12 protein-coding genes are annotated in these 12,588 nt (G+C 66.2%); 11 read left to right on the forward strand and 1 reads right to left on the reverse strand.

Translation table 11 applies throughout. From position 1 onward, the window contains the following. Positions 1 to 2: 2 nt before the first annotated feature. The 11 genes from ACFW0H_RS11435 to ACFW0H_RS11485 all read left to right on the forward strand — a co-directional run bounded on the left by ACFW0H_RS11435 (position 3) and on the right by ACFW0H_RS11485 (position 12,080). On the forward strand, positions 3 to 806 hold the full coding sequence (locus tag ACFW0H_RS11435; RefSeq protein ID WP_422914016.1) for an ABC transporter permease: 804 nt from the start codon (positions 3 to 5) through the stop codon (positions 804 to 806). Next, complete coding sequence (locus ACFW0H_RS11440) at positions 794 to 1,630, forward strand: ABC transporter ATP-binding protein (protein ID WP_422914017.1); 837 nt, start codon at positions 794 to 796, stop codon at positions 1,628 to 1,630. Before ACFW0H_RS11435 ends, ACFW0H_RS11440 begins: the two co-directional genes overlap by 13 nt. 202 nt (positions 1,631 to 1,832) lie before the next feature. Continuing rightward, positions 1,833 to 3,215, forward strand: coding sequence for an aspartate aminotransferase family protein (locus ACFW0H_RS11445; protein WP_422914018.1), 1,383 nt, complete (start codon positions 1,833 to 1,835; stop codon positions 3,213 to 3,215). 131 nt (positions 3,216 to 3,346) lie between these two features. Beyond that, positions 3,347 to 4,759 carry a purine-cytosine permease family protein gene (locus ACFW0H_RS11450; protein WP_422914019.1) on the forward strand — a complete coding sequence of 471 codons (1,413 nt, stop codon included), beginning with the start codon at positions 3,347 to 3,349 and terminating at the stop codon, positions 4,757 to 4,759. Then, positions 4,756 to 5,868 (forward strand): class II histone deacetylase, encoded by a 1,113-nt coding sequence (locus ACFW0H_RS11455; RefSeq protein WP_422914020.1) that lies wholly within the window; start codon positions 4,756 to 4,758, stop codon positions 5,866 to 5,868. The genes ACFW0H_RS11450 and ACFW0H_RS11455 overlap by 4 nt, the downstream gene beginning before the upstream one ends. A 1,379-nt stretch (positions 5,869 to 7,247) precedes the next feature. Further along, complete coding sequence (locus ACFW0H_RS11460; RefSeq protein ID WP_422914021.1) at positions 7,248 to 8,162, forward strand: transporter; 915 nt, start codon at positions 7,248 to 7,250, stop codon at positions 8,160 to 8,162. Between the two features lie 69 nt (positions 8,163 to 8,231). Continuing rightward, complete coding sequence (locus tag ACFW0H_RS11465; RefSeq protein WP_422914022.1) at positions 8,232 to 9,959, forward strand: FAD-dependent oxidoreductase; 1,728 nt, start codon at positions 8,232 to 8,234, stop codon at positions 9,957 to 9,959. A gap of 28 nt (positions 9,960 to 9,987) precedes the next feature. Continuing rightward, positions 9,988 to 10,368 (forward strand): c-type cytochrome, encoded by a 381-nt coding sequence (locus ACFW0H_RS11470; protein WP_422914023.1) that lies wholly within the window; start codon positions 9,988 to 9,990, stop codon positions 10,366 to 10,368. 29 nt (positions 10,369 to 10,397) lie between these two features. After that, positions 10,398 to 10,856, forward strand: coding sequence for a nuclear transport factor 2 family protein (locus ACFW0H_RS11475; protein ID WP_422914024.1), 459 nt, complete (start codon positions 10,398 to 10,400; stop codon positions 10,854 to 10,856). Between the two features lie 64 nt (positions 10,857 to 10,920). Then, positions 10,921 to 11,169, forward strand: coding sequence for a twin-arginine translocase TatA/TatE family subunit (gene tatA / locus ACFW0H_RS11480; protein WP_422914025.1), 249 nt, complete (start codon positions 10,921 to 10,923; stop codon positions 11,167 to 11,169). Between the two features lie 113 nt (positions 11,170 to 11,282). Continuing rightward, entirely contained in the window at positions 11,283 to 12,080 is a 798-nt protein-coding gene (locus tag ACFW0H_RS11485; protein WP_422914026.1) for an SDR family NAD(P)-dependent oxidoreductase, read from the forward strand. Between the two features lie 151 nt (positions 12,081 to 12,231). On the opposite strand, the gene ACFW0H_RS11490 is transcribed toward ACFW0H_RS11485, so the two are convergent. Beyond that, positions 12,232 to 12,576: a cupin domain-containing protein gene (locus ACFW0H_RS11490; RefSeq protein WP_377695790.1), complete on the reverse strand. Its 345-nt coding sequence runs from the start codon at positions 12,574 to 12,576 to the stop codon at positions 12,232 to 12,234. Between the last annotated feature and the right edge of the window lie 12 nt (positions 12,577 to 12,588).

A 12,588-nucleotide genomic window follows, 5' to 3' on the forward strand; every position in this document is an offset into this window, starting at 1 on the left:
TCATGACTTCCAAGCAGAACTGGCTCAGCCGCTGCCTGACCCCCAAGGTCGAGTTGCCGGCGAAGCTGATATTGAGCGCCAGCACCCTCGGCTGGCTCCTGGTGCTCGGCCTCTGGGCCGGGCTGTCCTACGGCGGCCTGGTGCCGGCGATGTTCCTGCCCACCCCGGGCGCGGTGCTGGAGGCGGCCGGGCGCCTGGGCGCCGACGGCACCCTCGGCAAGCATGTGCTGGCCAGCGTCGAGGTGGTGCTGATCGGCTTCATCCTGTCGTCCCTGGTGGCCGTGCCGCTGGGGCTGCTGATGGGCAGCTTCCGCATCGTCCAGGCCTTGCTCGAACCCCTGGTGAACTTCATTCGCTACCTGCCGGTGACCTCCTTCGTACCGCTGTTCATCCTGTGGATCGGCATCGGCCTGGAGCAGCGGGTGACGGTGATCATCTTCGGCGTGTTCTTCCAGCAGCTGGTGATGATCGCCGACGTCTCCAAGGGCGTGTCCAAGGACCTGATCAACGCCTCCTACACCCTTGGCTCGAACCGCCGCGATGTGATCTTCCACGTGCTCGGCCCGGCATCCTTGCCCGGCGTGCTGGATACCCTACGGGTGACCATGGGCTGGGCCTGGACCTACCTGGTGGTGGCTGAGCTGGTCGCCGCCAGCAGCGGCCTGGGCTACATCAGCCTGAAGGCCATGCGCGGCTTCCAGGTGGACGTGATCTTCCTCGCCATCGCCATCATCGGCCTGCTCGGGCTGGTGACCGACCAACTGTTCCGTCTGCTCCGACTGAAGGTGGCCTCATGGGCGCAGTAACCGCAATGCACAGAGATTCCCCGGTCGGCGTTGCCGCGACCGACAACCAGCAGGCCCGGCTGCGGGTGGAGCAGGTCAGCCTGCGCTACCAGACGCCCGATGGGCAGACCTTCACCGCCCTGGAGAATGTCTCCCTCAGCGTGCCGGACCAGCAGTTCGCGGTGCTGGTGGGCCCCTCCGGCTGCGGCAAGTCGAGCCTGCTCTACCTCACCGCCGGGCTCGCCGAACCCACTTCGGGCAGCATCTTCGTCGGCGGCCAGCGGGTGGAGGGGCCGGGCGCCGACCGCGGCATGGTGTTCCAGAGCTACACGCTGTTCCCCTGGCTCAGCGTGCGGCAGAACATCGAGTTCGGCTTGAAGCGCAAGGGCATGCCCGTCGCCGAGCGCGAGGAGATCGTCGACTTCTACCTCAATGAGGTGGGCCTGGCGCAATTCGCCGACCGTTATCCCAAGCAGCTTTCCGGCGGCATGATGCAGCGGGTGGCGATTGCCCGGGCCTTGGCCAACGACCCGCAGATCCTGCTGATGGACGAGCCCTTCGGCGCGCTCGACAGCCAGACCCGCATGCAGATGCAGCAGTTGCTGCTGCGGGTCTGGGAGCACAGCAAGAAGACCGTGGTGTTCGTCACCCACGACATCGACGAAGCCATCCTGCTGGGTGACCGGGTCTATGTCATGGGCGCGCGGCCGGGGCGGATCAAGCGCGAGATGGACGTGCCCATGCCACGCCCGCGGGACATGGACATGGTGATGGAGCGCCAGTTCATCGAGATGAAGCGGGAAATCCTCGGCCTGTTGCACCACGAGATGGAAGAGCCTCACTGACGCTGCGAGGGACGGGCGGCGTGCACTTCGTCGCCCGTCATCCTGCCCCAGTGCCCGGCACCCAGCCGGGCAGCCGCCGTCTGGGCGTCCGGCGGGCAAGGCAGTTTTTTCATATAGCTCGAAGACAAATTAAGTATTTTCCCTGCCCGGCGGCTTCGGCCAGCATCGGTGCAACAGAAAACGGGACGAGGAGACCCCATCGATGAACGCAGAATTCAAGGCCCAACGCGAAACCCGTGACTACCAGGCAGCCGATGCGGCCCACCACATCCACGCCTTCCTCGACCAGAAGGCGCTGAACGCCGAGGGTCCGCGGGTGATCGTCGGCGGCGAGCGCCTCCACCTCTGGGACAACGACGGCAAGCGTTACCTCGACGGCATGTCGGGCCTGTGGTGCACCAACCTCGGCTACGGCCGCAAGGACCTCACCGCCGCGGCCACCCAGCAGCTGGAGCAGCTGCCGTACTACAACATGTTCTTCCACACCACCCACCCGGCGGTGGTGGAGCTGTCCGAGCTGCTCTTCAGCCTGCTGCCGGGCCACTACAGCCACGCCATCTACACCAACTCCGGCTCCGAGGCCAACGAGGTGCTGATCCGCACCGTGCGCCGCTACTGGCAGATCCTCGGCAAGCCGCAGAAGAAGATCATGATCGGCCGCTGGAACGGCTACCACGGCTCCACCCTGGGCGCCACCGCGCTCGGCGGCATGAAGTTCATGCACGAAATGGGCGGCATGCTGCCGGACATCGCGCACATTGACGAGCCGTACTACTTCGTCAATGGCGGCGACCTGACCCCCGAGGAATTCGGCCTGCGCGCCGCGCGCCAGCTGGAGGAAAAGATCCTCGAGCTGGGGGCCGAGAATGTCGCCGCCTTCGTCGCCGAACCCTTCCAGGGCGCCGGCGGCATGATCTTCCCGCCGGAAACCTACTGGCCGGAAATCCAGCGCATCTGCCGCAAGTACGACGTGCTGCTGTGCGCCGACGAAGTGATCGGCGGCTTTGGCCGTACCGGCGAATGGTTCGCCCACCAGCACTTCGGCTTCGAGCCGGACACCCTGTCCATCGCCAAGGGCCTGACTTCCGGCTACATCCCCATGGGCGGCCTGATCCTCAGCAAGCGCATGGCGGAGGTACTGGTGGAGCAGGGCGGCGTGTTCGCCCACGGCCTGACCTACTCCGGCCACCCGGTGGCGGCGGCGGTGGCGATCGCCAACCTCAAGGCGCTGCGCGACGAAGGCGTGGTCAGCCAGGTGAAGAACGACACCGGCCCCTACCTGCAGCAGTGCCTGCGCGAGGTATTCGGCAACCACCCGCTGGTGGGCGATATCCAGGGCACCGGCTTCGTCGCCGCGCTGCAGCTGGCCGAGGACAAGGCCACCCGCAAGCGCTTCGCCAACGAGAACGATATCGCCTGGCGCTGCCGCACCATCGGCTTCGAGGAAGGGCTGATCATCCGCTCCACCCTCGGCCGCATGATCATGGCGCCGGCCCTGGTGGCCACCCGTGCCGAGATCGACGAGCTGGTCGGCAAGACCAAGATCGCGGTGGATCGCACCGCACAGGAGCTGGGACGGTTCTGAGCCCCCGGCGCCCCGGCTCGCTGACGAGCCGGGGCGCCACCTACCTGATCCGCGCCTGATACGGCGGCTCCTCGGTTCGCGCCGGGCCACCGCGGCGGCGCTCATCCGCGAAAAGCCGTGTGAGACCTGGCATGAACAACAATGACAATCCGCAGGCTCCAGCCCTGGAGTTGAGCACCATCCAGCCCATTTCCCCCGACGAGCGCCATGGGCGCCCACGGGACCTGTTCACCATCTGGTTCGGCTGCAACCTGATCCTGCTGACCGTGATCACCGGCGCGCTGGCGGTGACCGTGTTCAAGCTGCCCTTTTTCTCCGCCCTGGCGGCCCTGGTGCTGGGCAACCTGGTGGGCGGCGTGTTCATGGCCCTGCACTCGGCCCAGGGGCCACAGCTCGGCGTACCGCAGATGGTGCAGACCCGCGGCCAGTTCGGTTCCGTCGGATCCTTGCTGGTGGTGGCCCTCGTCGTGGTGATGTACCTCGGCTTCTTCGCCTCGAACCTGGTGCTGGGCGGCCAGTCGCTGCACGGCCGCTTCCCGGCGGTGGACACCAACGTCGGCATCCTCCTGGTGGGCTTCATCAGCCTGGTGGCGGCGTCGGTGGGCTATCGCCTGATCCACGCCTACACCCGCGTCATGACCTACCTCTCGGGCGCGGTATTGCTGCTGGCCTTCGTCTGGCTGGTGGTCATCCACGGCTTGCCGGCGGACTTCCTGCAGCGCAACGAAACCACCCTGGCCGGATTCCTCGGCACCCTGTCGGTGGCCGCGCTCTGGCAACTGGCCTATGCACCCTACGTGTCTGACTATTCCCGTTATCTGCCGGAAGCCACAGGTTCGCGCAGTGCTTTCTGGTCCAGCTACTGGGGCTGCTGCCTGGGCTCCCTGCTGCCCATGCTGCTGGGGGTGATGGTGGCCCTCGGTATCGAAGGCGATGACGTGGTGGGCGGCCTGATCGCGGCCACCGGCGGCCTCAGCGCCCTGCTGGTGGCGGTGCTCTCCGTCGGCATTGCCGCCACCAATGCCATGAATCTGTACTGCGGCGCCCTGTCCACCATCACCGTGGGGCAGACCCTGGTGCCGTCCTGGTCGGCCGGGGCCGGCGCACGCATCCTCATCTCGCTGATCCTGTTCTCGGGCTCCCTGGCGTTGGCGCTGCTGGGGCAGGACGACTTCATGGTCAACTACACCAACTTCATCCTCCTGCTGCTCTATGTGCTGGTGCCCTGGAGCGCGATCAACCTGGTGGACTACTACCTGGTGGCCCATGGGCGCTACGACCTGCCGTCCTTCTTCCGGCGCGATGGCGGCATCTACGGCCGCTGCAACTGGACGGCGGTGAACTGCTACCTGCTGGGCATCCTGGTACAGATTCCGTTCATGTCCACTGCCCTCTACACCGGCCCGGTGGCCGAGGCCATGGGTGGCGCCGACATCTCCTGGATCGTCGGCCTCGGCGTGATCTCGCCCATCTACTACTTCGCCTGCCGCTTCGGTGGCCGCACCCGCTCGCTGCAACAGGCCGCCCAGGGAGGTGCCCGATGAGCCGCCGTACCGGATTCTTCTTCGATGAGCGCTGCTTCTGGCATGCGGCCGGCCTGCACAGCCTGGTGCTGCCAGTGGGTGGCTGGTTGCAGCCGCCCAGCGGCTCCGGACACGCCGAATCGCCGGAAACCAAGCGCCGGCTGAAGAGCCTGATGGACGTGTCCGGGCTGAGCGATCGGCTGGTGCTGTCCAGCGCGCCGATGGCCAGCGAAGAGGACTTGCTGCGGGTCCACCCGGCCCAGTACCTCGCGCGCTTCAAGGCCATGAGCGATGCGGGCCACGGCGAACTGGGCGAAGAAGCCGCGGTGGGGCCGGGCACCTATGAAATCGCCCGGCAATCGGCGGGCCTGGCCATCGCCGCGGTGGACGCGGTGCTGCGCGGCGAGCTGGACAATGCCTATGCGCTGTCGCGGCCGCCGGGCCACCACTGCCTGGCGGATCGCGGCATGGGTTTCTGCTACCTGGCGAACATCGCCATTGCCGTGGAGACTGCCAAAGCCCGCCACGGTGTTGGCCGCGTGGCGGTGCTGGACTGGGATGTGCACCACGGCAACGGCACCCAGTCGATCTTCTACGAGCGCGACGACGTGCTGACCCTGTCGATCCATCAGGACAACTGCTTCCCCGTCGGCGAAGGCGCGGTGGAGGAGCGGGGCAGGGGGGCGGGGCTTGGCTACAACCTCAACCTGCCGCTGTTCCCCGGCAGCGGCGACGATGCCTATCGCTACGCCATGGAGCGGGTCATCGTGCCGGCGCTGGAGCGTTTCGAACCGGAGCTGATCGTGGTCGCCTGCGGTTTCGACGCCAACGGCGTGGACCCGCTGGCGCGGATGCTGATGCACAGCGAATCCTTCCGCGCCATGACGGCCACCCTCCGCGAGGCCGCCGATCGCCTCTGCGGCGGGCGCCTGGTGCTGGTGCACGAAGGCGGCTACGCGGAAGCCTATGTCCCCTTCTGCGGCCATGCGGTGATCGAGGAGCTGTCCGGCATCCGCACCGAAGTCACAGACCCCTTCCTGCCCATGCTGGAAGGGCAGCAACCGAACGAGGAATTCCGCGCCTTCCAGCGCCGGGCGATCGACCGGATGGCCTTGGCGTTCCAGGTCTGAAAGAACACAGCGGTGCTCGCCACCGCCCAGAAGTCGGGGCTGTTCCCAGCCCGACGACGAACCGCCGGTACAGGGCCGGCAGTTCGCTCACCACAGCTGCTAGGCAGTGTTACGGCGCTCGGGGTGCTGCCCGCGCGCCGTTTTTTTATGGGCGGGTTGTGCAACAGGGCAAATCCTTTGTAGGGGCGAATTCATTGGCTATGTCTGCATTAAGTGTTGCTAGAACGTCCTGAGCCAAGCTGATTATCGAGCGGGCGGCGAGTCCCTGTTTCGCCCTCCCGGGCGAGTCCCTTTTTCAAACGACGGATGGCCGCCCCCCAAAAAGGAACCAAAAGGCTTGCCCCTACATCCGGGTTTGGCTTCGCCAAACTCCCCTCGCTCCATCGTTGCGCCGGGGGCCCGGCGTGAGGGGCCATCCATGGCCCCGCACGCCTCTCGCGGCATCCATGCCGCTCGTCCCCCTGCGCAACGCTTCCGCTCGGCCTCCTGACGGGGCGCAGTCGCTGCCCCACCGCTTCTGCGCCGGTTCAGGCACTGACCAGGCATCAGGACTGCCGCGCCCTGTCAGGCGCGAGTCACCCCTCTCCCGGCGGGAGAGGGGCCGGAGGTGAGGGAAGTGTCAGGCGGGTACGAAGGTCTGAAGGGGCCGTACTAGACGCCTCTATTCGGTTCTGCAACAGCTAGCGCAGACATAGCCAATTCATTCGCCAAGCAGACCGGAGGTCTGCCCCACACGTCCCATGGGGGCTGCTTCGCATCCCTTGGCGAATGAATTCGCCCCTACAGACCGTAGGATGGGTGGAGCTTGCGATACCCATGCGGACAGGACTGATGGGTATCGCAAGCTCGCGGAACGCCGCCCGACCCATCCTTGAAATGGCTCGGTGCTTGCCTGATTCGCGAATGAATTCGCCCCCACAGGAAAACCACGACTCCCGGGCCGGCAGGGGAAATTGCGGCCAACCCCGAAGCCACCTGGCCAGTCGCATTGTTCGCGATCCGCAAACTCTGATATCGGCAAAAGCGGCATTGTTGGAGGAGGGCGCCTTTTGTAGTTTGGGCCTGCCGCACGGGCCGTGCCGGCGGGGCTGCCTCCCCGCGGGGGCGCGGTCGCGGCCACCGGCAAACACATAACAACAAGGTCAATGCCATGCGTCCTCACCCATCCCGCTCCCGATCGATTTCGCTTGCTTCCCGTTCCCGCGCCCCGATTCCGGCTGGCCGTCCAGACGTGCGGCAGCGCCGTGCCTAGCCGGTGTCCGGCTGGCTGACGCCGGCACCGCAACCCCGATAGCAGATGCCCCATCGCGCGGCCCGCGAAGTCGCGCGAACGGGCGGCCTTTGCCCCGAAAACAAGAACACCAGCAGGAACATCCTGAATGCGCGTCAACAACAGCCGGGTCACATCATCGGCGCTGGGCACCCTGATGCTGGGTGCCGGCCTCCTTTCCTCCTGGAACGCCCAGGCCTCGGGCATCCCCTTTGCGGGCAACCGGCCGCAGAGCTTCCAGTTCAGCTCGGACTTCACCGAGCCCTACGATTCCTTCGGCCAATACGTGCAGTGGAACGACGACAGCAAGCGCTTCGACGATGACGGCGACAAGGTCAAGGGCAGTGGCACCGACACCTACGTGGGCCTGTCCTCGCTACTGCACTACTGGAAAGTCGACGGCCTGCCGAACAACGGCTTCATCGCCAGCATCACCGTGCCGGAAGTGGCGGTGCGCGGGAACGGCGTGCGCGTCAGCGGCCTGGGCGACCCGCTGGTCGGCGGCCTGGTCTGGTACAACCCGACGCCGCTGCGCACCCTCGGTGCCCAGGCCTACGTCCAGGTGCCGGTGGGCGCCGACTCGGTGAGCAGCGACACCTGGTCCTTCTGGCCGTCGCTCTTCTACAACGAGTGGTTCGACAAGGTGAACGTCGACCTGCTGGTGGGCGGCATCCTCCGTGGCGACGGCCCGCACGATACCGAACCGGGCAACACCTTCCACGCCAACCTGCGCCTTGGCTACAACGTGATCGACCGGCCCACCTACCAGATGACGCCGTTCTTGAGCTACGACCACCAGAAGACCTGGGGTTCCGACGACCGCTGGGGCCGGATCATCCCCGACTCCGAATCCAACGAAACCGCCCTCGGCGCCGGCGTGCTGTTCCAGCTCAAGCCGGGCATCCAGAGCCTCTACGCCCAGAAGATGTGGGACCAGGTCTCGCTGCACTACTCCAAGGGCGTGCACGGCCGCAATACCAGCGTCACCGACGGCCTGTTCCTGCAGCTCTGGCACTACTGGTGAGCCCTCCATCCCGCTGATTCCTCCCGCCGCCAAGCGCGCGGCGGGCCTTCGATCCCCTGGAGAATCGACATGAACGACGAACAGAAACTCGCCACCTCGCGGCGCAACTTCATCAAGGCCGCCGGTGCCGGCACCGCCGCCATGGCCCTCGGCGGCCTGGTGGCCAGCAAGGCGAGCGCCGCCGAAACCCCCTTCGACAGCGAACACGACATCGTGGTCTGCGGCGGCGGTGGCGGCGGCCTGCCCACCGCGCTGTTCGCCCGCTGGCTGGGCAACGATGTGGTCATCCTGGAGAAGGCCGCGAGCCCTGGCGGCACGGCGGCCAAGGCGGCGTTCTGGTACTGGGTGCCGAACAACAAGGCCATGCGCGACGCCGGCATGAGCGACCCCAAGGCAGACTTCCTGCGCTATGTGGCGCGCCTCACCCGGCCGCAATCCTTCGACCCGGCGTTGCCGAAACTCGGCCTGAGCGACTGGGAGTACGAAATGTGCGAGGCCATCTATGACAGCGCTTCGCCCGCCGCCGAGCTGCTGGCCGAGAAGGACGCCTTGCCCTATCGCCATTGCGCCGACGTGCCGGACTACTGGTGCGAGATGCCCGAGGACAAGGCCCCCAAGGGGCGCGTGCTGGTGCCTCGCGATGCGCGCCCGAGCATGTCCGACGGCGGCCGCGTGGCGATCCGCACCCTGACCGCCGCCGCCCGCCGCGATGGTGTGGTGATCCGCACCGGCCATCGGGTCACCCGCGTGATCACCAACGAACAGGGCGCCGCCATCGGCGTCGAGGTGGAGACCGAGGAAGGCACCCTGCAGCGGGTGCGTGCGCGCAAGGCGGTGATCTTCGCCAGCGGCGGCTTCACTCACGATGCGGAGCTGCGCCGCAACTTCCTCAACGCACCGGTCTACGGCGGTTGCGCCACCCTCACCAACGAGGGCGACTTCATCCGCATCGCCAGCGAACTGGGTGTGCAGCTGCGCAACATGAACTATGCCTGGCATTGCCCGATCCTGCTGGAGAAGGCGCTGGCCAAGGACGGCTCCATGTCCGGCATCTTCACCATGACCGGCGATTCCATGCTCATGGTGAACAAGTACGGCAAGCGCGTCATGAACGAAAAGACCGTCTACAACGAGCTGGTGCCGGGCTTCTTCCAGTGGGATGGCAGCAAGGCCGAGTACCCCAACCTGGTGATGATCTCCGTCTGGGACCAGCGCGCCCAGACCTACTGCGCCAGCGACGAGTACGGCTCGCCCATCGTGCCGGCCGGCGGCAACGACCGTCATGTGATCAAGGGTGACACCCTGGAAGCCCTGGCCAAGGCCATCGGCGAGCGCCTGGAAAAATACCGCTCCGAAACCGGCGGGCTGACGCTCGCGGACGACTTCCTCACCAATCTGAAGACCAGCATCGGACGCTTCAACGAACTGGCGAAGGCCGGCAAGGACAGCGACTTCCATCGCGGTGAGCTGACCGTCGAACAGCTCTTCAACGGCAGCGTGAAGCCGGGCGAGAAGCGCGAGAACCCGACGCTCCACCCGCTGGCGGGAGAGGGGCCGTACTACGCCGCGCTCATCACCGGCGGCAACCTGGACACCAAGGGCGGGCCCAAGACCAACTCCCACGGCCAGGTGCTGGACAACGCCAACCAGCCCATCCCGGGACTCTACGGCGTCGGCAACTGCGTCGCCTCGGCCTCCGGCCGCGCCTACTGGGCCGGCGGTGCGACCCTCGGGCCGATCCTGGCCTTCGCCTACCGCGCCGCGAACAAGGCCCACCTCGAATCCAAGAAGGCCTGACGGCCGCCACTTCCGCGAGGTAATCACCATGCGACACCTCATCGAATCCGCGCTGGCCCTGGGCATGCTGCTCACCGTCGGCGGCTTGGCCCAGGCCGACGACCTGGCCCTGGCCGAAAAGCTGACCAGCAATCACTGCGCGGTCTGCCACACCTTCAAGCAGGGCGAGCCCCATGGCCAGGGCCCCAACCTCTACGGGCTGATCGGCCGCAAGGCGGGCAGCGCGGCCGGTTTCACCTACTCCGACGGCTTCCGCCAGGCCATGGCCGACAAGACCTGGGACAGCCAGTTGCTCGATGCCTGGCTGGCCGACACCCAGGCCGTGGCACCGGGCAATGCCATGACCTACTTCCAGGATGACCCGGCCAAGCGCGCGCGGATCATCCAGTACGTCCAGTCCCTGCACTGATTCCTTCGACAGCGAACCGGGAGATTCCCATGCTGAGTACACAGACCATGACCGACGAGCAGCGCAAATCGGTTGCCCTGGAATACCTGAAAGCCTTCGACAACGGCGGCATCACCTCCACCGGCGGCAGCATCCTCGACCTCTTCGCCGAGGACGCCCAGGTGCTGTTCCCCAAATGGGGCCTGGCCACCGGCCGTGAGCAGATCGGCCGGATGTTCGGCGACCTCGGCGGCCGCCTGAAGTCGATCACCCACGACTACTCGCACTTCAACTGGATCTTCTCCGGCGCAGACACGCTGGTCTGCGAAGGCACCAGCTTCGGCGAGCACGTCGAAGGTCCGTGGCGGGCCGGCGTGCCGAGCTGGGGGGCGGGGTACTGGTGCGATGTGTTCGAGATTCGCGACTGGAAGATCCAGCGCTGCTTCATCTACCTCGATCCCGACTACGGCGGCCGCGACACCGCGCGCTATCCCTGGCTGAACCTCTGAGGGCGCGGGCGGGCGTTCCCGGCGAGCGTCCGCCTCATCCGACTTTCCCGCGAGGAGCGAACATATGGGTATCACCGACTGGAAGCATTGGCTGGTCATCATCGTCGTCGCCGTCCTGCTGTTCGGCACCAAGCGCCTGAAGACCCTCGGGCCGGACCTGGGCGAGGCCATCAAGGGCTTTCGCCGGAGCATGGGCACGGAAGCGGCGGACAGCCCGCCGGTGGCGCCGGCCCCGTCGCCCGCCATTGGCCAGACGGTGGTGCAGGCAGCCAGCCCTGACGCCGAGGTGCCGGCGCCCTCGTCCAGGGGCTGAGGTGGTTCGATGGGATGACGAGTGGTGATACAGCTATATTGCGCTCGTAATATTACGAATGTAATTTAAGTCCATCGCTCGAATCCCCGAGCCCTATCCCTGGAGTCATGAACATGAGCGAACAGAAGCACCAAGGCGTTGCCCTGATCACCGGCGCGTCCACCGGCATCGGTGCCACCTATGCCAAGCGCCTGGCCGAGCGGGGTCACGACCTGCTGCTGGTCGCCCGTGACCAGAACCGTCTGGAAGCCCTTGCTGCTCAACTGCGCGAGCAGTCCGGGGTGAAGGTGGAAGTGATGAAGGCCGACCTGACCGACAAGGCCGATCTGAACCGCGTGGCCCAGCGCCTGCGTAGCGACGCCGCTATCAGCACCCTGGTGAACAACGCCGGTGTGGCCGTCAGTGGCAGCCTGCTGGACGCCGACCTGGACCGCTTCGACGCCATGATCCAGCTCAACGTGGTGGCCGTGACCCACCTGGCTGCGGCGGCCGCGGCGAACTTCGTCGCCCAGGGGCGCGGTACCCTGATCAACATCGCCTCGGTACTGGCCCTGGCGCCGGAAATGTTCAACGGCACCTACAGCGGCACCAAGGCCTATGTGCTCAACCTCAGCCAGTCGCTGAACAAGGAAGTGGGGGACAAGGGTGTGCGTGTGCAGGTGGTGCTGCCGGGGGCGACCCGTACCGAGATCTGGGAGCGCTCGGGCACCGGCATCGAGAACATCCCCCAGGAAATCCTGATGGACGTGGGCGAGATGGTGGACGCCGCGCTGGCCGGCCTGGACCAGGGCGAGCTGGTGACCATTCCTTCGCTGCCCGAACAGGCTGACTGGGAACGCTTCACCGCCGCGCGCTTCCACATGGCGCCGAACCTGTCCCGGTCGGAGGCCGCCGCCCGTTACAAGGCCTGACCAGGTACATGAAAGCAAAGGCCGGGCAATTGCCCGGCCTTTTCGCGAATGAATTCCCTCCTACGGGGGAACGTGGCGCGTAGGGGGGTAGGGTGGGCTTCAGCCCACGCGACTCCCTTGGTGGGCTGAAGCCCACCCTACAGCCGCTGCATCAGGCAAACACGAAGTACTTGCGCACCGTCTCCACCACTTCCCAGGTGCCTTTCATTCCGGGTTCGATGACGAATACGTCGCCGGCCTTCAGGTGCTTCGGCTCTTCGCCTTCGGGGGTGATGATGCAGTAGCCATCGAGGAAATGGCAGAACTCCCACTTCTCGTAGTTCACCTCGAACTTGCCGGGGGTGCAGATCCAGGTGCCCATGATCTTGCTGCCGTCCTGGGAGACGTAGGCGTTGAGGTTCACGGTGTGCGGGTCGCCGCCGATGCGCTTCCATTTGGTGGCATCCACCACCGGAGTGGGGCAGGTTTCGCGCAGAACGGTGATGAAGTCGGACATTTCAGCTCCAAA

The organism is Metapseudomonas cellulosilytica (assembly GCF_049334135.1).
Classification (GTDB): domain Bacteria; phylum Pseudomonadota; class Gammaproteobacteria; order Pseudomonadales; family Pseudomonadaceae; genus Metapseudomonas.

Bases quoted from the DNA above. Each gene is read 5' to 3' on its own strand.
- ACFW0H_RS11435 (WP_422914016.1), top strand. From the start codon at position 3: ATGACTTCCAAGCAGAACTGGCTCAGCCGCTGCCTGACCCCCAAGGTC.
- ACFW0H_RS11440 (WP_422914017.1), top strand. From the start codon at position 794: ATGGGCGCAGTAACCGCAATGCACAGAGATTCCCCGGTCGGCGTTGCC.
- ACFW0H_RS11445 (WP_422914018.1), top strand. From the start codon at position 1,833: ATGAACGCAGAATTCAAGGCCCAACGCGAAACCCGTGACTACCAGGCA.
- ACFW0H_RS11450 (WP_422914019.1), top strand. From the start codon at position 3,347: ATGAACAACAATGACAATCCGCAGGCTCCAGCCCTGGAGTTGAGCACC.
- ACFW0H_RS11455 (WP_422914020.1), top strand. From the start codon at position 4,756: ATGAGCCGCCGTACCGGATTCTTCTTCGATGAGCGCTGCTTCTGGCAT.
- ACFW0H_RS11460 (WP_422914021.1), top strand. From the start codon at position 7,248: ATGCGCGTCAACAACAGCCGGGTCACATCATCGGCGCTGGGCACCCTG.
- ACFW0H_RS11465 (WP_422914022.1), top strand. From the start codon at position 8,232: ATGAACGACGAACAGAAACTCGCCACCTCGCGGCGCAACTTCATCAAG.
- ACFW0H_RS11470 (WP_422914023.1), top strand. From the start codon at position 9,988: ATGCGACACCTCATCGAATCCGCGCTGGCCCTGGGCATGCTGCTCACC.
- ACFW0H_RS11475 (WP_422914024.1), top strand. From the start codon at position 10,398: ATGCTGAGTACACAGACCATGACCGACGAGCAGCGCAAATCGGTTGCC.
- tatA (WP_422914025.1), top strand. From the start codon at position 10,921: ATGGGTATCACCGACTGGAAGCATTGGCTGGTCATCATCGTCGTCGCC.
- ACFW0H_RS11485 (WP_422914026.1), top strand. From the start codon at position 11,283: ATGAGCGAACAGAAGCACCAAGGCGTTGCCCTGATCACCGGCGCGTCC.
- ACFW0H_RS11490 (WP_377695790.1), bottom strand. From the start codon at position 12,576: ATGTCCGACTTCATCACCGTTCTGCGCGAAACCTGCCCCACTCCGGTG.